This is a genomic window from Pseudomonas argentinensis, assembly GCF_001839655.2.
In the GTDB taxonomy this organism is placed as follows: domain Bacteria; phylum Pseudomonadota; class Gammaproteobacteria; order Pseudomonadales; family Pseudomonadaceae; genus Aquipseudomonas; species Aquipseudomonas argentinensis_B.
Window position 1 is genome coordinate 4,974,681 of record NZ_CP056087.1, and the last position, 18,705, is coordinate 4,993,385.

Consider the following 18,705-nt stretch of genomic DNA (forward strand, 5'->3'; position numbering starts at 1 on the left):
CCACAACGACTCACGGCCCTGGCGGGCCGTGAGAAAATAACGGGTCAAACGAGCAACCGGGGTTCAGGCGCCCTTGAGACGCCGCAGGTTGCCGATCACCGACTCCAGGGCGCGGTCGAACAGCAGCGCATCGTCGAGCAGCCGCACCGCGTTGCGGCGGAACTCCACGGCCAGGCCCATGCGGGTCTTCTCGAGCACCTTCATGCCGGTACGGTTGACGAAGATGTACTTGCCGGTCGGCTTGATGATCGCCGCCAGTTTGCAGCGCAGCTTGTGCTCGTCGTCTTCCTGGAATTCGACCCAGCTGCCGACCCGCAAGCTATCGACGTGCAGCAGCGATTCATCGTCGTCGGCCAGGACCGGCTCGTCTTGCGGCTCGCTGCGCGGCTGACCCGGCGCTTCGAGCACGATCTCCTCAACGATCTCGACCATCGCCGATATGCCGCCGTCCTCTTCCGGTTGCAGGTCCAGCAATGGCAGCTCGATACCGACGGCAGAAAGCGCCGAGCGCTGCACTTCATCGGACTCGGTCGGCGCAGCGCGCTCGACGTCGGGGATGGCGCGCTTGAAGCGCTGAAAGGCCTGCACGTGGAGGGCTTCGAGCTGGCTGAAGAATTCACTGGTGGAGAACGGGTCGAACGCCGCGCTGGCCATGCCTTCGCGCAGCGCCTTGAGCAGGCCGGGCACCAGTTCCAGCAGGCGCAGGCGCGCCTCCGGATTGTCGTGGGGTTCCACGCTCCAGATCAGCTCGTCCATGGTGGCGAGGGTGCTCTGCCACTGCTCGGAGCCGGTACCGTGCTTGAGGCAGGTCAGCATCATGACCTTGCTCCAGGCCTCGCGCAGCAGACGCACCACCACCTCGGGCAGGGTCTTGCCGAGCAGGCGATCGTTCAGTGCCTGCTCCACTTCGCGGCGCGCCATCTCGGCGCGTGCACTGCCCTCTTCGGCGTCGCGAGTGCGCTGTTCGAGCAACTCGCTGCGGCGGCGTTCGTCACCGGTGAACGCCAGGAAATCGGCCAGCAACTCGGAGAAGATCGCCGGATCATCGGTGAAATCGTTGAGCAGACGCCCCACGACCTGCTCGATCTTCTGATAGAGGCTGTCGCGCTGATTGCTGTCGTGGTCACCCCAGCCAAGCGCGGCGGTGGCGATCTCGTTGAGCAGACGGCGCGCCGGGTGGCTGCCGCGGCTGAAGAAAGTCTTGTCGAGCACCGCGACCTTGAGCATGGGGATCTGCAGGCGGGCAATCAGCGCCTTCAGCGAATCCGGCAGGCTGCGGTCGTCGAGGATGAACTCGAACAGCATCGACACCAGGTTGATGACGTCTTCATCGACCTCGCCCACCACCCGCACACGGCCGCTCTTGGCGCTGGCGCGGGTCAGCAGGTGCTCGAGCTGAGCACGCAGGTCGACATCCGTGGGCGCCTGGATCGGCGCACGCTGCTGCAGATGGGAGAGCAGACGCATCAGGTCGTTGGTGGAAATCGGCATCGCATTGGCCGGCGCCTGGCGCCGCGGCGCCACGCCCTCACGGGTTTGCGACAGCAACTCCTGCAGCGCGCCGAACACCTCGCGCACCTCGTCGTCGACGAACCCGGCAGAGCGCTCGAAACCATCCACCGGATCACTGCGCTCGGGGCGGCCATGGGCGGATGCGCGGCGGGCCGCCACGGCCTTCAGCTCCGGCAACACGCCGGCTTCGATCAGCACCCCATTGGAGTCGCTGTACAACTGGTCGAGGCCACTGAGCACGTACTTCTCGAACAGTTTGAGGATGATCAGCTTGACCTTGATTTCCACGCCCAGACCGCTGCAGGACTCGAGGAACAGCTCGCTGAGCGAGACCGGGCCGAGGGGGTTGGACTTGTCGTCGAGCTTCTTGCTGACAATGGCATTCAGCCGCGTGGTCAGGTGAGTGAGCGCCACCTGGTCACGGCTCAGTACCTTGGCGATCATCGAGTCCAGCGCGACGGTTTCTTCCAGCTCGTCGTTCTGCACCAGAGACAGGCTGTCGAAGGATACGGCATCCAGGGTCGGCGTCTTGCCGACCACGTGCTGGTTCAGGCTGGCGAAGGACTCGAAGACCCGTTGCAGGAAACCGCGCTCGATGCCCTTGCGCTTGAGGCGCAGGTCGCGCATGGCTTCGAAAAAGGCGTTTTGCTCGGCATTGCTGGTGGCGCGATCCGCCATGTCGAACAGGGTGTCGTCGGCATTGTCGAACAATGCCTGCAACGCCTGCTTGAGCTGGGTGGCAGCACGGTCGCGAACCTGAATGAGCGATGCAGGCAACCTGGCGGCCGCCGGGTGGGCCGTTTCAGGAACCATCTTGTTCAGATGCACTACGTTGGCATCGGTCTTCATCAGGATCTCCTGCGCAGAGCGCTGGCGAAGCAAACTGAAACAGGAATGCGAGCACCGCTTCAACGTCAAGAGTATGACGTCAACACTTCTGTATTAAAACATATCGGATTGCTACAGGAGATGCCAAAGCTATTTCCTGCAGATATGAAATGCATCACAGCCCACCCGACGGGCTGCCGGCGAACTGCCCATGTGACCGATCGTTACAGGCAGGGTTCATTTTTACCCGATGAACGTAACAGTGGCAGTCGCAGCCCTTATACTCGCCGCCTCAGCCAATCGGAGGCGCCATGCCGAATTTACTGCTCGCCGAGCTTCGTGCCGAAATCGAGGCCAATGTCCGCCGCAGCCTGCGCGAAGACATTGGCAGTGGGGACATCACCGCCCAGCTGATTCCCGAGTCGCGCCTGGCCAATGCTAGCGTGATCACCCGTGACGGCGCGGTGATCTGCGGCACAGCCTGGGTCGATGAGGTGTTTCGCCAGCTCGATGCCCGGGTCGCCGTGCACTGGCAGGTGCAGGATGGGCAGCGGGCCGAACCCAACCAGGCGCTCTTCCACCTCGAGGGGCCGGCGCGCGCACTGCTCAGTGGTGAGCGCACGGCGCTGAATTTCCTGCAGACGCTGTCGGCTGTCGCCACACGCTGCCAGCACTACGCCGATCTGGTCGAAGGCACCGCGGTGAAGCTGCTCGACACCCGCAAGACCCTGCCCGGCCTGCGCCTGGCGCAGAAATATGCGGTCACCCAGGGCGGCTGCCACAATCACCGCATTGGCTTGTTCGACGCCTTCCTTATCAAGGAAAACCATATCGCGGCCTGCGGCGGGATCGCGGCAGCGGTGGCGAGCGCACGGACCATCGCGCCGGGCAAACCGGTCGAGGTGGAGGTGGAAAGCCTGGACGAACTGCAGCAGGCCCTCGCCGCCGGTGCCGATATCGTCATGCTCGACGAGCTGTCGCTGGACGACATGCGCCGCGCGGTGGCCCTCACCGCAGGCCGCGCCAAGCTGGAGGCTTCGGGCGGGATCGACGACAGCACCCTGCGCGGCATCGCCGAGACCGGCGTGGACTACATTTCCATCGGCACCCTGACCAAGGACGTCAAGGCGGTGGACCTGTCCATGCGCCTGTCGCTGTAACCATCACAGCGAATGAAAAACGGCGCCTCGAGGGCGCCGTTTTTTATCAGTCCACGTCCGGGCTGCCGAGCAGCCGCTTGCGTTCGGGAAAGAACAGGCGCTCCAGCTCGGAGCCCGGGTTCTCGGCGCGCATGAAGGCTTCGCCGACCAGGAAGGCATACACCTCGCTGATCTCCATCAGCTCCACATCGGCGCGGTTGAGGATGCCACTCTCGGTGACCACCAGGCGATCACGGGGGATGCGCGGCAGCAGGTCGAGGGTGGTTTCCAAACTGACCTCGAAGGTGTGCAGGTTGCGGTTGTTCACGCCCACCAGCGGCGTATCGAGCACATTGAGTGCACGCTCGAGCTCGTCGCCGTCATGCACTTCCACCAGCACATCGAGGTCGAATGCCTTGGCGGTCGCTGCCAGCTCGCCCATCTGCACATCGGACAACGCGGAGACGATCAGCAGCACGCAGTCGGCGCCCAGCGCCCGGGCCTCGACGATCTGGTAAGGGTCGATCATGAAATCCTTGCGGATCACCGGCAACGAGCAGGCGCTGCGGGCTTGCTGCAGGTAGCGGTCGGCGCCCTGGAAGAAATCGATATCGGTAAGAATCGACAGGCAGGTGGCGCCGCCCTCCTCATAACTGCGGGCAAGGTCCGCCGGCACGAAGTTCTCGCGCAGCACGCCCTTGCTCGGTGACGCCTTCTTGATCTCGGCGATCACCGCCGGCTGTTTGCTCTTGGCCTGCTCGATCAGCGCATTGGCGAAACCACGTACCGGGTCGGCAGCACGGGCGTCGCGCTCGACCTCGGCCAGGCTGACCACGGCGCGACGGGCCGCCACTTCTTCGGCCTTGCGGGCAAGGATGTTTTCCAGAACGGTGGGAATGCTCACCCTTCATTCTCCTGTTTGAATACCGCGGTAAAGGACACCAGCTCTTCCATCTTTTCCCGAGCCAGGCCGGTGTGCAGGGCGTCGTGGGCCAGGCTCATGCCGTCATGCAGGGTGTCGGCGTGATCGGCCGCATAGAGCGCCGCGCCGGCATTGAGCACGATGATCTCGGCGGCCTTCTGGCCGGCCTCGCTCTTGCGGCGGCCCAAGGCATCGCGAATCAGTTCCAGGGACTGCTCGGCGCCCTCGACGGTCAGGCCGATCAGGCTCTGGCTCTTGATGCCGAAATCCTCGGGCTGGATGCGATACTCGCTGACCACGCCACTCTTCAGCTCGGCGACGAAGGTCGGCGCCGCCAGGCTGATCTCGTCGAGACCGTCCTGGGCGTGCACCACCAGCACGTGTTCGCTGCCCAGGCGCTGCAGCACCTCGGCCATCGGCCGGCACAATGCCTGGCTGAACACGCCGACCACCTGGTGTCTGGCGCCGGCCGGATTGGTCATCGGCCCGAGCATGTTGAACAGCGTGCGCAAACCCAGCTCGCGACGCGGGCCGATGGCATGCTTCATGGCGCCATGGTGGGACGGGGCGAACATGAAGCCGACGCCGACGGTCTCTACGCAGCGCGCCACCTGCACCGGAGTGAGCCCCAGGTAGATACCGGCAGCTTCGAGCAGGTCGGCGCTGCCGCTCTTGCCCGACACCGCGCGGTTGCCGTGCTTGGCCACCTTGCCGCCCGCTGCCGCGACGACGAAGGCCGCGGCGGTGGAGACGTTGAAGATGTTCATACCGTCGCCACCGGTGCCGCAGGTGTCCACCAGGCGCTCGGCGGCGATCTCCACCGGCGAGGCAAGTTCGCGCATCACGCTGGCGGCGCCGACGATCTCGTCGATGGTTTCGCTCTTCATGCGCATGCCCATCAGGAACGCGCCGATCTGCGCGTCGGTGCACTGGCCGGTCATGATTTCGCGCATCACATCGCGCATTTCCTCGGTGCTCAGGTCGAGCTGGGCGACGATGCGGTTGAGGGCTTCCTTGATGTTCATGGGCGCACGCCTCCGGTCTGCTTGAGGAAGTTGGCAAACAGTTCGTGGCCTTGCTCGGTCAGGATCGATTCGGGATGGAACTGCACGCCCTCGACGTTCAGGGTCTTGTGGCGCAGGCCCATGATCTCGTCGACGGTGCCGTCCTCGTGCTGCGTCCAGGCGGTTACCTCGAGGCAGTCGGGCAGGGTCTCGCGCTTGACCACCAACGAGTGGTAGCGGGTCACGGTCACCGGCATCGCCAGGCCGGCGAACACGCCCTTGTTCTCGTGAAATACCGGGCTGGTCTTGCCATGCATCACCTGGCGTGCGCGTACCACGTCGCCGCCATAGGCCTGGCCGATGCTCTGGTGGCCCAGGCAGACGCCGAGGATCGGCAGCTTGCCGGCGAAATGCAGGATGGCCTCGATGGACACGCCCGCTTCGGTTGGCGTGCAGGGGCCGGGGGAGACGACGATGCGCTCGGGCCCCAAGGTCTCGATCTCGGCGATGGTCAGCTCGTCATTGCGGATGACGTGGACATCGGCACCCAGTTCGCCCAGGTACTGCACCACGTTGTAGGTAAAGGAATCGTAGTTGTCGATCATCAGCAGCATGTTGGATTTAACCCTTTGATGGACTGCTCTTGAGCCAGTCGCCCCGGTTTCGATATCCCCTCCTGTCTTCCAGGCTTCTACGGCTGGGAGAATGTCTGTTGAGGGTTCGAGCAGGGCAGAGAGAATCGTCCGGCTGGGCCGGAGAAAAGATCAGGCGCGCCAACGCCAACGGGCGTGGGCTTTGATGAGGCGCATCAGAAGGGTGCTGCTGGCGTTCACGAAGGAGGTCTCGCGTTTATCTTGCAGCACAGTAGCCCAGCAGAGCCTTGGCGTGCAACTGGCACAGCGCTCTGGACAGACAAGAGATCAGCGCTTTACGTCAGCTGAACCACACGCCGTTATTGGCCGACCTCGCTACCTCCTGGCAGACGCTCGGGGGCTTGCCGGTGCTGTCCAGGCGCAGCCGCGGACAACGCAGCTGCTGCTCGACCTGCTGGAGCACAGCGTGTAGAGCGCCATCCCCTACACCTGCCGCTTGCCGTGGTGATCGAGTAGAACGATCCGCACGCCCTGAGCGGGTCAGGCGCTGGCAACGTCAATGAGCCGCAGAGCGGGCCGGTGCCGGACGGACTCAATACACATAACGTCTCATCATGTCGCGGCCGCTCATGCCCTGCTCGAAAGGCGAGGCCAAGATTAAGTGGAGCCTTCGCAAAGGCTCCTAGACCTATAACATTTAGCGTTGAGGCGAACTACTCGCTCTTGAACAACGGTTTGCCATTGGCAGCTCGCCACTCCTTGATCTCCTGCAAAACACCCTCAGGTGTATCAGGGCGGGTAGCAGGAGGATAAAACAAAAGATCTGTGCCGCTAGGATGATCAGCGATCGCTACGAACTTGCGAATCGCCTCATCACTCTCAGCTTCACTTTTGAAATCAGCGCCACAGCTCTTTCAGGTACGCGAGAAACGCAGCTTCGGTGAACTCTTCAAGTTTACTGGGCAAGATAAGCCTCCCCTGGTTCGCCTGTATTTCAATTTAGTGCCTGGGTACCAGTGCTGCGCAACCGGTTCGATTGATGCGCTGGCCGCGTGAATAGCCGGAGAGCGGCTGACTCTCTGGCGTCGCGAATCCGTTGGCGAGGTCATGCCGCCACCTGCCCGCCGCAGGCGATGAACATGGCGAGCAGGTCATCCTGATCACGTGCCTGGGCTGCCAGTTCCTGACGGTAGATGCGCAGCAGTGCGCCAAGATCGTGCTCGCGCTGGCCATAGCCGGCGCCCGGCAAGCTGGCCCAGATGGGCGCTGCCGCCCTGATCGCTTCGGCCACCTGGCCGGCCTGAATGGGCGCGAGTGCGCCGCATTCTTCGAGCAGCTTCACGGCGGCCAGGTCCTGGGCCTCTGGCGTGAAGCGACCGCGAAAGTCATAGAGCTCTACGATGGCATCCCAGGTGCGGGCCAGGAACTGGTAGCGGCCAGCCGCCGTGGATTGAATGTCGTAGCGCGGCAGTTCGATGAGCTGACGCGGATGGGCGCTGTAGTCGTCGAACAGGCTGCCTCCCACCAGCACGTTGTAGCCGTCGTCGCTGTTGACGACGGTCGAGGTGCCTTCGCTCCAGGCGAGCATGTCGAGAAAGGCGAGTACGTTGTGGCCACCCGCCTGGGTGGCAGTAAGTCGGGCCATGGGAATTCTCCAATGCTATAAAAAAGGAATGACCCGCCGAAGCGGGTCATTGGGGTGGCTCAGCGGGGCCCATAGGCCGTGGTGGTGTTGCCGATGCGGGCCATCAGCGAGCGTGTATTGGGTTTCAGGGTGCCGTCGTCGCGGTCCATGCCGTTGGGGTTGTCGTCGTCATCGCCAGGGCCGGCGAGCCACTGGAAACGCAGGATGTGGTTGGCATCGAAGTACTTGTGCAGCTCGGCGAAGTAGGTGCGCATGCCCGCCACGTGATCCGGCCCGCCGAACTCACCGGCGATGCCACGCTTGCCATTGGCCTTGAGCCAGTCGATGAAGGGATACCAGTCGGCCACCCGGTCGCGGTAGGTGATCGAGTCGGCGGCCTGGTTCCACTTGCCGCCGCCCTGCCCGTTCTTGTCCGGGTATTGGTGCGCCTCGTAGAGCAGTCGGCCTCCAGGGTCCTGGAGATTCTTGAGAGCGTCGGAGCGCCGCGGCCAGTCCAGTGCCGAGGCGAAGGCATTGCCGGCCACGGTGATGAAGTGCCGCGGGTCGACCTCGCGCACCGCGGTGATCAACTGCTGCACGTTGTTGGTCCACAGGCTTTCGACGTTGACGCCACCGTCGGGCACGCTGCCCATGTTGTGCGGCTCGTTCATCAGGCCGTAGCCGAACAGCCCGGGCTCGTCGCGCAGTTCACGGGCGATGGCCGCCCAGATGCGCGCCAGCAGCGGGTAGTTGACCGGGCAGTCGGGCGCGCCGATGGCCGTCCACAGGGCGAAGCCGCCGTTCCATGCCTGCACCACGCGGCCGCTCACCGGTCCGTTGGCGCGCACGTACCAGCGGCAATAGTTGTGCATGTCGAGCAGCGAGAAGCCACCCCAGCTATGGATATGTCGGATGGCACGGCGAATCTCCTCCACGTAGCTCTGCCGCAGCGTGAAGCCGCCGGCGCCATCGAGAATGGCGATGCGCTCACCGGCGAACGGCAAGCGCACGGCAAAGGGCTTGCCGCCCAGGCCACCGGCATAGGACTTGATGTAGTCCGGCTGGTGACCGCGCGGCGCGACGGTCACGTAGTGGGTGTCCAAGCGCGCGGTGGCGATGACGTCGACATAGGGGTTGTTGCCCAGGCCCGCGGCGTTGAAGCCGATCAGCGGGAATTGGCCGGCAGCGGCCATTTGGTCAAAGGTCTTGATAGCCATGGTGTTTCCTCCAGACATGAAAAAGCCCGCACGGTGGCGGGCCAGGGTGAGTACGGCGGCACGGAATGCGCCGCTGTACGGGTTCAGGTAGCGGTTGTTGCCAGTTGCAGCCCGGCGGCCGAGTCAGGCGTCTCGGTCGCCTGGCGGCTTGTCGTGCATGCTGCCGCCACGGCGCCGAATGGCGGCCAGCATCAGCGTCACCACCAACCCGGCGCCGGCGAAGCCGGCAGGCCCCGGATAGGCGAAGGGGTGGATGCCGTGCAGCTGGAAGTCGGTGATGGCCGGGGCACAGAGGTACCCCATCACCGCCGACGTCAGGAAAAACGCCAGTCGATTCCACATGGGCAGATTCTGGATAGTGGTGAAGTACACCAGGGCCCCGCACAAGGCACCGACAGCTGCCTCGCCATTGATTGGAGCGATCAGCGCGGCGAGATGCTCGCCGAGCACGCCGAACAGCACGGCGCCGCTGTATTCAGTCATTGTTATCGTACTCCCCGAGGCCGACGGCCCCGACGATATTGAGGTTATGCCGCCCCCTGAAACGACAGAGCCCCGCACGGGCGGGGCTCTGCCAAAGGAAGGTCGGGTGTTGCAGCGCGCCATCGGGCGCAACGGGTAGCAATGGATGAGTCAGGAGGCGGGCTGACTGCTTGCCCACCTCTGTGACGGTGATCAATGTATACCCCCCGATTCTCGGGCTCTCAAGGGCACAGCGTGAATCAGCGCCGAGGCAATGGGAAATCAGCGGACATGCGACGAACTCAGGCTGCCTGCCCCAGGTAATGGGCGCGCGCAAAGGCGCCCCGTGCCTGACACGAGAGTGCAGTTTTCAACAGAGGATGCAGGCCGAACCGCGAGAACCGCTGCCGGCAGAAATGAAAAGCGCGCTCAGGCGGCGCGCTTCAGAAGCTGTGATTCGATGGCCTTATGGGCCTGACCCAGCCGTCGATAGAACTGCGCACGGCTGCACCCGCAGGCAGCCCATTTCTCACTCTGTGGCCGGTCGCTGCAGTACTGCTCGATGACCACCTGGCGCCGCTCGGGCGGGAGGTGCTTGCGGACGATCCAGTCGATCTCGGTAGCCCTGTCGACCAGCACGCGGCTGCCTCGGGCAGCGCGATTCAGCACACCTTGTGATGCCATCAGTGAGGCGATCACGCTGCTGCCCATGTTGGATGCGCAATCCGCTTCGCTTGCCTGCGCCTCGGCCCAACGCTGCAGTGCCTCGTCTATATAGGGAATCATTCTGCTTTCCTCCCGCCATCTCTGATGGCCCCGATACCAATTCGACCCGGCAGGCGAAGGCCCGACCCTGGGTCGCGCCAGGCACCTTACCGGTCATCGTTATCTCAAAGATAAACACGAAACGTGTTTTATTCAAGGCGGAAATTGCGCTATAAATATTTCACAACGTGATTACTGGAGGAGCGTGATGGAAACCCTGGGCCAACGCATCAAACACCTGCGCAAGAGCAAGGGCCTCAGCCAGCAGCAGCTGGCGGAAGCCTGCGGCTGGTCGTCCCAGTCACGTATCGGCAATTACGAAAGCGACCTGCGCGAACCGGGCTTGTCCGACCTGTTGGTGCTCGCCCCGGCACTGGGCGTCAGCCTCGCCGAGCTGGCCGGCACCGATGACCTGCCGGAAGCACCGCCAGCCGATACCCTGGCCGTCGGCCACGCTCGCGGCGGTGCCGTGCCGGTGGTGGGGCATGCGCAACTGGGCACCCATGGGTATTTCGAGGAGATCGACTTTCCCGTCGGCCATGGCGACGGCTACCTGCGCATTCACAGCGACGACCCCAATGCCTACGGCTTGCGGGTAAACGGCGACAGCATGCACCCGCGGATCAAGAACGGCGAATACGTGCTGATCGAGCCGAACAAGCCGTTTCACGCCGGCGACGAGGTAATGGTTCGCACCCTCGACGGCCAGGCGATGATCAAGGAGTACATCTACCTGCGCGACGGCATGTACCGCTTCGACAGCGTCAACCAGAACCACCCGCCCATCCATATCCACCAGGACAACGTCACCAAGATTCACCTGGTGGGCGGCATCCTCAAATCGTCGCGTTTCACCGAAGAATGATGACGTACCGAATGATCCCTGACAGCGAGACCTGACCCCATACCGAGCGCAATCATGAACACTCAGCCTGAGCCGCACCTGCCGCTCCCGACGCTGGAGCTCCTATTCCGCACCCATGGCGACGTGCTGGTGCCCATCGACCGGGTGCGCACCGTGTATTTCCGTCACCTGAGCCCGGACAACTTCATCCGCGCCATCGCCTGCGGGCGCCTGAACCTGCCGATCACCACCCTGGACAGCAGTGCCAAGGCACCCAAGTTCATAGAACTGCATCACCTGGCGGCCTATATCGACAGTTGCGCCAGTGCCGCCAACCCCAGTGGCGAAGGCGCCCTGTGTGCCGAAACCCAGGGCGGTTATTCGCTGGAAAGAACTCAGGAACCGCGCCGCGCGTAGGCCGCCAGGATGGTGCGCTCCGACTGCACCAGGTAGGCATCCAGCGCCTTGGCGGCGTCGTGCGGGCGGCCGGCTTCGAGGTGTTCGAGAATCGAGGCATTCATGTCGATGTAGGGCGCATGCAGGAATTCGGCGTCGTTGAGCAGGCCGAACACCAGGCGCAGCTCGGCGGACAGATGCCGATAGAAGGTATTCAGCCGCTGGCTGTCGGCCAATTCGACGATGGCGGCGTGAAAGGCCATGTTGGCCGTACCCACCGCGCCCCAGTCCGCCACCTGGGCGCTGCGCTGCGCCGCCTTGACCGCCTCGCCCATGCGCTTGACCCCAGGGTGCTTGGGATAGGCCTGGGCCAGTGCCTGGCACTCGACGAAGCGCCGTGCCCGGTAGATCTCGATGATCGAGGCCATGTCGGGCACCGACACGAATACGCCGCGGTTGGGTTCGTGCTTGAGCAACCCCTCCTGGGTCAGCACCCGAAAGGCTTCGCGCAGGGTATTGCGCGAGATATTCAGGCTTTCGCTGAGCGCCGCCTCGGACAGCCGCTGCCCCGGCACCAGCTCGCCTTCGACCAGCTTGCGGCGGATTTCCGCGGTCACGGTTTCGCCGAGCGTGCGCGGGTTGTCAGATACGTCGTTGTTCATCATCGATCCATCAGGCCTGGCCAGACTCCATGCCATCGAAATGGAGCCAAAGGGACTCGATGGTCTCCGAGCGACGCGCTCCAGGCAAGTGGGCAGGTTGTCACCGCGCGCACCATGGTGAATCACCACTGGGTATCGCAGTAACAAAACAGTGCAAATAGATCATCAATTCAAAATACATTGTTGAACAATAAAACCGTCTAGAATCAACAGATCCCGCCTCTTCGTTGCACGTGGCATGTTGCTTGCCTTACCCCCTGCACCGTTACCCCGTCCCAGGAGTGTTCCATGCAGGCCCAGACCACCGGCGACTTCGCCCGCTCACGCCGCTCATCGCTGATCGCGGCCATCTTCCTGATGGCCACTTCGGCCATCGGCCCTGGTTTCATCACCCAGACCGCCACTTTCACGGCCACCATGGGCGCCGCCTTCGCATTCGGCATCCTCGCTTCGATCCTGATCGACTTCGTGGTTCAGCTGAACGTCTGGCGCATCGTCACCCTGACCCGCATGCGCGCCTCGGACATCGCCAACGCGGCGATTCCCGGCAGCGGCTACCTGCTGGCGGTGCTGGTGATCTTCGGCGGGCTGGTGTTCAACGTCGGCAACATCGCCGGGGCCGGCCTGGGCCTGAACGCGCTGATGGGGCTCGATCCGAAATGGGGCGGCGCGTTGAGCGCCCTGGTGGCCATCGGTATCTTCCTGTCCAAACGTGCAGGGGTTGCCGTCGATCGGCTGATCGTGGTGCTGGGCCTGTTGATGATCCTGCTCACCCTGTTCGTCGCCATTGCTTCCAATCCGCCCGTGGGCGAAGCGCTGCGCCAGACCGTCTGGCCGGACGAAATCAACTTCGCGATCATCACCACCATCGTCGGCGGCACCGTGGGCGGCTACATCACCTATGCCGGCGCCCATCGCCTGCTGGATCGCGGCCTGGTCGGCGAGGAGCACGTCAAGGAAGTCACCAAGGCGGCGCTCAGCGGCATCGCGGTAACCGGCCTGATGCGCTACGTGCTGTTCCTGGCGATCCTCGGCGTGGCCGCCAGCGGCGTGGTCATCGACACCTCGGGCCAGGGCGCCAACCCGGCTGCCCAGGCGTTCCAGGCTGCCGCCGGTGAACTCGGCCTGCGCGCCTTCGGCCTGGTGCTCTGGGCGGCGGCCATCACCAGCGTGATCGGTGCGGCCTATACCTCGATGTCGTTCATTACCGCCTTCGTGCCCGCTATCAGCGAACGCGGCCGCAACCACGCCACCGTGGCGTTCATCGCCGTGTCACTGAGCATTTACGTGGCACTGGGCACCGCACCGGCGGCCCTGCTGCTGTTCGCCGGCGGCTTCAACGGCCTGATCCTGCCGATCGGCCTGAGCATCTTCGTCTACGTGGGCTGGCGCCGCAGCGACCTCATGGGCGGCTACCACTACCCGCGCTGGCTGCTGGCACTCGGCGCCCTGACCTGCCTGCTGACCTGGTACATGGCGGCCAAGTCCATCGGCCCGATCTTCGCCTTCATCGCCTGACTCTAGGAGACCCGACATGCCAACCATCGACCTCAACAGCGATCTGGGCGAGAGCTTCGGCCAGTGGTCCATGGGCGACGATGCCGCGATGCTCGACATCGTCACCAGCGCCAACGTCGCCTGCGGTTTCCACGCCGGCGATCCGGCTGGCATCCTGCGTACCCTCAAGGCGGCCTCCGCCAAGGGCGTGACCATTGGCGCCCACGTCGCCTACCCGGACCTGGTCGGCTTCGGCCGCCGCAACATGGACGTGGCCAGCGACGAGCTGAGCGCCGACGTGATCTACCAGATCGGTGCCCTGCAGGCCCTGGCCACTGCCGCCGGCACCGCGGTGCGCTACGTGAAGCCCCACGGCGCGCTGTACAACACCATCGCCCACGACACCCGCCAGGCCCTGGCGGTGATCGAGGCGATTCGTGCCGTGGATGCACGCCTGGTGCTGGTCGCCCTCGCCGGCTCGCCGCTGATCGAGCTGGCCCGCCGCGAAGGCCTGACCTGCATCGCCGAAGCCTTCGCCGACCGTGCCTACACGCCCCAAGGCACCCTGGTGTCGCGCCGTGAGCCGGGGGCCGTGCTGCACGATGCCGCACAGGTGGCCCGGCGTATGCTGCGCCTGGTGCAGAGCGGCGAGGTCGAGGCCATCGACGGCAGCGTCGCCCGCATCGAGGCCAACTCCATCTGCGTGCACGGCGACAGCCCCGGCGCCATCCAGATGGCCCGCGAGGTGCGCCAGCTGCTGGAGCGATCCGGCGTATCCCTCAGCGCGTTCGCAGGAGCCAACCAATGAATGCCATTCAACGCGCCCAGCAAGCAGCGATAGCTGCAGCTCGCCAGGCTCGCGCCGAGTACCGCAACGGCCGCATCGCACCGTCAGCCGGCGTCGCCCCCGGTATGACCCAGGCCAACCTGATCGCCCTGCCCCGCGACTGGGCCTACGATTTTCTGCTCTATGCCCAGCGTAATCCCAAGGCCTGCCCGGTGCTCGACGTGACCGATGCCGGCAGCCCGACCACCGTGCTGGCCGAAGGCGCCGACCTGCGCACCGACCTGCCGCTGTACCGCATCTGGCGTGATGGCAAGCTGGCCGAGGAAGTCAGCGACGCCACCGCCGCCTGGGCCGAGCACACCGATATGGTGACCTTCCTGATCGGCTGCAGCTTCACCTTCGAGACCGGCCTGCAGGAGGCCGGCATCGACGTGCGGCATATCACCGACGGCTGCAACGTACCGATGTACCGCAGCAACCGCGCCTGTCGCCCGGCGGGCCGCCTGCATGGCGAGATGGTGGTGTCGATGCGGCCGATCCCGGCGGATCGCGTCGCCGAGGCCGCCGGCATTTCCGGGCGCTACCCCTCGGTGCACGGCGCCCCGGTGCATATCGGCGAGCCGCAACGTCTGGGCATCGTCGACCTGCACAAGCCGGATTTCGGCGACGCGGTGCGTATCGAGCCCGGTGAAGTGCCGGTGTTCTGGGCCTGCGGGGTGACGCCCCAGGCGGCGGTCATGGCCTCCGGCGTGCCCTTCGCGATCACCCATTCGCCGGGCCATATGTTTATCACCGACGTGCCTGACAGCACCTATCACGTCTAGGAGGTGGTCTTGCGTTTTCTCCCAGCCAACCTCGATACGCTGCTCGTCGAACTGCAGGATCTCGACGAAACCCTGGCACTGTTCGACGCGCTGCAGGCCCGGCCCATCGCCGGCGTCGAGGAAATCGTCCCGGCGGCCCGTACCCTGCTGATCCAGTACCGCCCAAGTGCCATCGACCGCCAGGCGTTGATCGATGATCTTGCCCGTCGCGACCTGAGCCAGCGCAGCGCCCGTGAAAGCCGCCGCGTGGAGATTCCCGTGCACTACGACGGCGAGGACCTCGACGAGGTCGCCGGGCTGCTCGGCCTCAGCCGCGAGGAAGTGGTGCGCCGCCACACCAGCGCCGATTACGAGGTGGCCTTCTGCGGCTTCGCCCCCGGCTTCGGCTACCTGACCGGCGGCGCCGACTTCCAGGTGCCGCGCCGGCAGACCCCGCGCACCCGAATTCCGGCTGGCGCCGTGGCCCTGGCCGGCAATTTCAGCGGCATCTACCCCAAGGCCAGCCCCGGTGGCTGGCAGATCATCGGCGTCACGCCCTTGCAGATGTGGGACCTGGGCCGCGACCAGCCGGCCCTGCTGCGCCCCGGCTACAAAGTGCGCTTCCAGGATGCCGGCCCGCTGCCGGCCGGTGGCCTGCCAGCTCATGAACAAACGACGGCCAGCGAGCCGCCTGCCGGTGCCCACCTGGAAATTCTCAGCCCCGGCCTGCAGACGGTCTTGCAGGACCTGGGCCGCGCGGGCCATACCGACCAGGGCGTGTCGATGTCCGGCGCGCTGGATCGCGGCGCCCTGCGCGCCGCCAACCGCGTGGTGGGCAACGACTCGGCCTGCGCCTGCCTGGAAGTGGTGCTCGGCGGCCTGAGCTTCGTCTGCCACGGCCGTACCCTCATCGCCCTCACCGGTGCGCTGACGCCGGTCACCGTGACCACCGCTAGCGGCCTGCGCTGGCAACCCGCCAACTATCAACCCATCGAACTGGAAGACGGCGACCGCGTCAGCCTCGGTGCACCCCAGGCCGGGCTGCGCAGCTACCTGGCGATTCGTGGCGGTTTTCAGGTGGCGCCGGTGCTGGGCAGTCTTTCCTACGACAGCCTGGCCCAGGTCGGCCCGCCGCCGCTCAAAACCGGAGACCGTTTGAGTTTCCAAGAAGTGGGCACCGGCACCAGCGTGTCGGTACATGAAGCCCCCGCCTTCGATCTGCCGACCAGCACGGACATCATCACCCTGGATGTGCTCATGGGCCCACGCAGCGACTGGTTTACCCAGGCGGCCATCCAGCGCCTGAGCAGCCAGCTCTGGCGCGTCACCCCGCAATCCAACCGGGTCGGCATTCGCCTCGAGGGCGAGGTGCCCCTGGAGCGCTGCAACCATGACGAGCTGCCCAGCGAAGGCACCTCACTGGGCGCCATCCAGGTGCCCGCCAGCGGCCAGCCGGTGCTGTTCCTCGCCGACCACCCGCTGACCGGCGGCTATCCGGTGATCGCCGCAGTGGCCAGCCACCACCTGGATCTGGCCGGGCAAATCCCCATCAACGCGCAGATCCGCTTCAACCCGATCGAGGCGTTCGTTGAGCTGCAGCCCGACGCCTCCCTTCCCACTGCCGATGCGAAGAACCAACCATGAAAAAAGTCCTGATCGCCAACCGCGGTGAAATCGCCGTGCGTATCGCCCGCGCCTGCCACGACCACGGTGTGGCCTCCGTGGCCGTGTATGCCAATGCCGATATCGACGCCCTGCATGTGCGTCACGCCGACGAAGCCTACGGGCTGGACGGCGAGCGCCCGGCCGACACCTACCTGAACATCGAAAAACTGCTGGCCATCGCCAAGCGTGCTGGCGCCGATGCCGTGCACCCCGGTTACGGTTTTCTCTCCGAGCGCGCCGACTTCGCTCGGGCCGTGCAAGGCGCCGGGCTGGTCTGGATCGGCCCGAACCCGGAAACCATCGACGTGCTCGGCGACAAGGTCGAAGCCCGCAAGCTCGCCCAGCAGGTCGGCGCGCCCCTGGTGGCCGGCACACCCGGCCCGGTGCAGAGCGCTGCCGAGGTGCTGGCCTTCGCCGAGCAGCACGGCCTGCCGGTCGCCATCAAGGCCGCATTCGGCGGTGGCGGGCGCGGCATGAAGGTCGCCTGGCGCATGGACGAAGTGGCTGAGCTGTACGCCTCGGCGGTGCGCGAAGCCGAAGCGGCGTTCGGCCGCGGCGAGTGTTTCGTCGAGCAGTTCCTCGACCGCCCGCGCCATATCGAAGCCCAGGTGATCGCCGATACCCACGGCACCGTGGTGGTGGTCGGCACCCGCGACTGCTCCCTGCAACGCCGCAATCAGAAACTGGTGGAGGAAGCGCCGGCGCCCTTCATCAGCGAGGAGCAGCGCCAGCGCATTCATCAGTCTGCCCACGACATCTGCGCCAAGGCCGGCTATGTCGGCGCCGGCACCGTGGAATACCTGCTCAGCGCCGATGGCACCCTGTCGTTCCTGGAAGTGAACACGCGCCTGCAGGTCGAGCACCCAGTGACCGAGGAAACCGCCGGCGTCGACCTGGTGATCGAGCAGCTGCGCGTCGCCGACGGCCTGCCGCTGTCGTTCACGGAAACGCCGACGCCCCGCGGCCACAGCTTCGAGTTCCGCATCAACGCCGAAGATGCCGGCAAGGGCTTCCTGCCCACTCCCGGCAAGATCAGCGAATTCCGCGCACCGAGCGGCCCCGGCGTGCGCCTGGACAGCGGTGTGGAAAGTGGCTCGACGGTGCCCGGCAGCTTCGACTCGATGATGGCCAAACTGATCGTCACCGGTGCCACCCGCGAGCAGGCCATCGCCCGCGCCCGCCGCGCCCTGGCCGAGTTCCGGATCGACGGCATCGCCTCGGTGTTGCCCTTCCACCGGGCGGTGATGGATCACGAGGATTTCACCGGCCCCGAGCGCTTCGCCGTGCACACCCGCTGGATCGAGACCGACTTCGCCGAGCAGATCACCCTGGCGCCGCGCACCCTGCCGGTGGCCGGCGACGCGGTGCTGCGCACCTTTATCGAGATCGACGGCAAGCGCCACGAACTGGCCCTGCCGGGGGCCCTGCTGCAAGGCCTGGCGCCATTGAGCGGCGGCGTCCAGGCGGCTCAGGTAGCAACTCGGGCCGCCGCGCCAGCTGGCGAAGAAGGTCTGGTCAGCGCGCCGATTTCCGGCAACCTGCACGCCTGGCTGGTCGAAGATGGCGCCCAGGTAAAGGCCGGCGAGGTGATCGCGGTGATGGAAGCCATGAAGATGGAAACCCAGGTCACCTCGCCGGCAGACGGCACCCTGCGTATTCGTGAACAGGCCGGGGCCTATCTGGAGGCAGGGGCGGCGTTGGCCAAGCTGGAAGGCTGAGATAAGCCCCGGGTATCGCTGCGCTCCACCCAGGCTATACCCGTGGGAACGGGCCATGCCCGTGATTTCGCGCGCGTGGCGCGCTCCCACAGGATGTAGACAACTCGCATTTGGTGCTCAAAAGAAAGGGCAGCCGTAGGGTGGATCGGGGCGCGTAGCCGACGCTCTTTTCATCCACCATGCCGAACTGATGGTGGACGGATAAAGCGCCGTCCACCCTACGGTTTGGGTTTAGGCGCAGCGATACCCAGGAAGTCGAAAGCAAGA

General features: G+C 65.1%; 18 protein-coding genes. 8 read left to right on the forward strand and 10 right to left on the reverse strand.

Annotated elements, in window-relative coordinates; all coding sequences use genetic code 11:
• Positions 1-63: 63 nt before the first annotated feature.
• The gene (locus SA190iCDA_RS22655) at positions 64-2,361 is read right to left on the reverse strand and encodes a DUF1631 domain-containing protein (protein ID WP_070886162.1); all 2,298 of its coding nucleotides are present in this window, start codon (positions 2,359-2,361) and stop codon (positions 64-66) included.
• A gap of 290 nt (positions 2,362-2,651) precedes the next feature.
• Here SA190iCDA_RS22655 and nadC point away from each other — a divergent pair, with 290 nt between their 5' ends.
• Positions 2,652-3,500: a carboxylating nicotinate-nucleotide diphosphorylase gene (gene nadC / locus SA190iCDA_RS22660; protein WP_070886161.1), complete on the forward strand. Its 849-nt coding sequence runs from the start codon at positions 2,652-2,654 to the stop codon at positions 3,498-3,500.
• Between the two features lie 46 nt (positions 3,501-3,546).
• Here nadC and trpC read toward each other — a convergent pair whose 3' ends face one another.
• From trpC to SA190iCDA_RS22695, 8 genes are all read right to left on the reverse strand, one after another.
• The gene (gene trpC / locus SA190iCDA_RS22665; protein ID WP_070886160.1) at positions 3,547-4,383 is read right to left on the reverse strand and encodes an indole-3-glycerol phosphate synthase TrpC; all 837 of its coding nucleotides are present in this window, start codon (positions 4,381-4,383) and stop codon (positions 3,547-3,549) included.
• Positions 4,380-5,426: an anthranilate phosphoribosyltransferase gene (trpD, locus tag SA190iCDA_RS22670; protein WP_070886159.1), complete on the reverse strand. Its 1,047-nt coding sequence runs from the start codon at positions 5,424-5,426 to the stop codon at positions 4,380-4,382. Before trpD ends, trpC begins: the two co-directional genes overlap by 4 nt.
• On the reverse strand, positions 5,423-6,019 hold the full coding sequence (locus tag SA190iCDA_RS22675; protein ID WP_070886158.1) for an aminodeoxychorismate/anthranilate synthase component II: 597 nt from the start codon (positions 6,017-6,019) through the stop codon (positions 5,423-5,425). The genes trpD and SA190iCDA_RS22675 overlap by 4 nt, the downstream gene beginning before the upstream one ends.
• Before the next feature lie 692 nt (positions 6,020-6,711).
• Positions 6,712-6,864 carry a bacteriocin immunity protein gene (locus tag SA190iCDA_RS23600; protein WP_205881600.1) on the reverse strand — a complete coding sequence of 51 codons (153 nt, stop codon included), beginning with the start codon at positions 6,862-6,864 and terminating at the stop codon, positions 6,712-6,714.
• A 239-nt stretch (positions 6,865-7,103) separates the two neighbouring features.
• Positions 7,104-7,643, reverse strand: a complete 540-nt coding sequence (locus SA190iCDA_RS22680) for a glycoside hydrolase family 104 protein (protein ID WP_070886156.1) — start codon at positions 7,641-7,643, stop codon at positions 7,104-7,106.
• Positions 7,644-7,702: 59 nt separating this feature from the next.
• Positions 7,703-8,839 carry a glycoside hydrolase family 5 protein gene (locus SA190iCDA_RS22685; RefSeq protein WP_070886155.1) on the reverse strand — a complete coding sequence of 379 codons (1,137 nt, stop codon included), beginning with the start codon at positions 8,837-8,839 and terminating at the stop codon, positions 7,703-7,705.
• Positions 8,840-8,962: 123 nt separating this feature from the next.
• Complete coding sequence (locus SA190iCDA_RS22690; protein ID WP_070886154.1) at positions 8,963-9,322, reverse strand: putative holin; 360 nt, start codon at positions 9,320-9,322, stop codon at positions 8,963-8,965.
• A gap of 408 nt (positions 9,323-9,730) precedes the next feature.
• Positions 9,731-10,087, reverse strand: coding sequence for a hypothetical protein (locus SA190iCDA_RS22695; protein ID WP_070886153.1), 357 nt, complete (start codon positions 10,085-10,087; stop codon positions 9,731-9,733).
• Positions 10,088-10,274: 187 nt separating this feature from the next.
• On the opposite strand from SA190iCDA_RS22695, the gene SA190iCDA_RS22700 reads away from it, so the two are divergent.
• Complete coding sequence (locus tag SA190iCDA_RS22700; RefSeq protein WP_070886152.1) at positions 10,275-10,931, forward strand: XRE family transcriptional regulator; 657 nt, start codon at positions 10,275-10,277, stop codon at positions 10,929-10,931.
• Between the two features lie 54 nt (positions 10,932-10,985).
• Positions 10,986-11,327, forward strand: a complete 342-nt coding sequence (locus SA190iCDA_RS22705; protein WP_070886151.1) for a pyocin activator PrtN family protein — start codon at positions 10,986-10,988, stop codon at positions 11,325-11,327.
• Here SA190iCDA_RS22705 and SA190iCDA_RS22710 read toward each other — a convergent pair.
• Positions 11,306-11,968, reverse strand: coding sequence for a GntR family transcriptional regulator (locus SA190iCDA_RS22710; protein WP_070886150.1), 663 nt, complete (start codon positions 11,966-11,968; stop codon positions 11,306-11,308). The two genes, SA190iCDA_RS22705 and SA190iCDA_RS22710, sit on opposite strands and share 22 nt — an antisense overlap.
• A gap of 288 nt (positions 11,969-12,256) precedes the next feature.
• Here SA190iCDA_RS22710 and SA190iCDA_RS22715 point away from each other — a divergent pair, with 288 nt between their 5' ends.
• Genes SA190iCDA_RS22715 through SA190iCDA_RS22735 form a run of 5 tightly spaced genes read left to right on the forward strand, consistent with a single transcriptional unit; the run spans position 12,257 to position 18,438 of the window.
• Complete coding sequence (locus SA190iCDA_RS22715; protein ID WP_070886149.1) at positions 12,257-13,486, forward strand: NRAMP family divalent metal transporter; 1,230 nt, start codon at positions 12,257-12,259, stop codon at positions 13,484-13,486.
• Positions 13,487-13,502: 16 nt separating this feature from the next.
• Positions 13,503-14,273, forward strand: a complete 771-nt coding sequence (locus SA190iCDA_RS22720) for a LamB/YcsF family protein (protein WP_070886148.1) — start codon at positions 13,503-13,505, stop codon at positions 14,271-14,273.
• Positions 14,270-15,076, forward strand: coding sequence for a putative hydro-lyase (locus SA190iCDA_RS22725; protein ID WP_070886147.1), 807 nt, complete (start codon positions 14,270-14,272; stop codon positions 15,074-15,076). The genes SA190iCDA_RS22720 and SA190iCDA_RS22725 overlap by 4 nt, the downstream gene beginning before the upstream one ends.
• A gap of 9 nt (positions 15,077-15,085) precedes the next feature.
• A complete protein-coding gene (locus tag SA190iCDA_RS22730) occupies positions 15,086-16,699 on the forward strand; it encodes a 5-oxoprolinase/urea amidolyase family protein (RefSeq protein ID WP_070886146.1) in 1,614 nt (537 codons plus the stop codon).
• Positions 16,696-18,438 (forward strand): acetyl/propionyl/methylcrotonyl-CoA carboxylase subunit alpha, encoded by a 1,743-nt coding sequence (locus SA190iCDA_RS22735; protein WP_070886145.1) that lies wholly within the window; start codon positions 16,696-16,698, stop codon positions 18,436-18,438. The genes SA190iCDA_RS22730 and SA190iCDA_RS22735 overlap by 4 nt, the downstream gene beginning before the upstream one ends.
• Positions 18,439-18,705: the final 267 nt, after the last annotated feature.

Coding starts and splice junctions, on each gene's coding strand:
- SA190iCDA_RS22705 (WP_070886151.1), top strand. CDS start 10,986: ATGAACACTCAGCCTGAGCCGCACCTGCCGCTCCCGACGCTGGAGCTC.
- SA190iCDA_RS22675 (WP_070886158.1), bottom strand. CDS start 6,019: ATGCTGCTGATGATCGACAACTACGATTCCTTTACCTACAACGTGGTG.
- SA190iCDA_RS22700 (WP_070886152.1), top strand. CDS start 10,275: ATGGAAACCCTGGGCCAACGCATCAAACACCTGCGCAAGAGCAAGGGC.
- SA190iCDA_RS22690 (WP_070886154.1), bottom strand. CDS start 9,322: ATGACTGAATACAGCGGCGCCGTGCTGTTCGGCGTGCTCGGCGAGCAT.
- SA190iCDA_RS22710 (WP_070886150.1), bottom strand. CDS start 11,968: ATGAACAACGACGTATCTGACAACCCGCGCACGCTCGGCGAAACCGTG.
- SA190iCDA_RS22685 (WP_070886155.1), bottom strand. CDS start 8,839: ATGGCTATCAAGACCTTTGACCAAATGGCCGCTGCCGGCCAATTCCCG.
- SA190iCDA_RS22655 (WP_070886162.1), bottom strand. CDS start 2,361: ATGAAGACCGATGCCAACGTAGTGCATCTGAACAAGATGGTTCCTGAA.
- nadC (WP_070886161.1), top strand. CDS start 2,652: ATGCCGAATTTACTGCTCGCCGAGCTTCGTGCCGAAATCGAGGCCAAT.
- SA190iCDA_RS22695 (WP_070886153.1), bottom strand. CDS start 10,087: ATGATTCCCTATATAGACGAGGCACTGCAGCGTTGGGCCGAGGCGCAG.
- trpD (WP_070886159.1), bottom strand. CDS start 5,426: ATGAACATCAAGGAAGCCCTCAACCGCATCGTCGCCCAGCTCGACCTG.
- SA190iCDA_RS22680 (WP_070886156.1), bottom strand. CDS start 7,643: ATGGCCCGACTTACTGCCACCCAGGCGGGTGGCCACAACGTACTCGCC.
- SA190iCDA_RS22735 (WP_070886145.1), top strand. CDS start 16,696: ATGAAAAAAGTCCTGATCGCCAACCGCGGTGAAATCGCCGTGCGTATC.
- SA190iCDA_RS22725 (WP_070886147.1), top strand. CDS start 14,270: ATGAATGCCATTCAACGCGCCCAGCAAGCAGCGATAGCTGCAGCTCGC.
- SA190iCDA_RS22715 (WP_070886149.1), top strand. CDS start 12,257: ATGCAGGCCCAGACCACCGGCGACTTCGCCCGCTCACGCCGCTCATCG.
- SA190iCDA_RS22720 (WP_070886148.1), top strand. CDS start 13,503: ATGCCAACCATCGACCTCAACAGCGATCTGGGCGAGAGCTTCGGCCAG.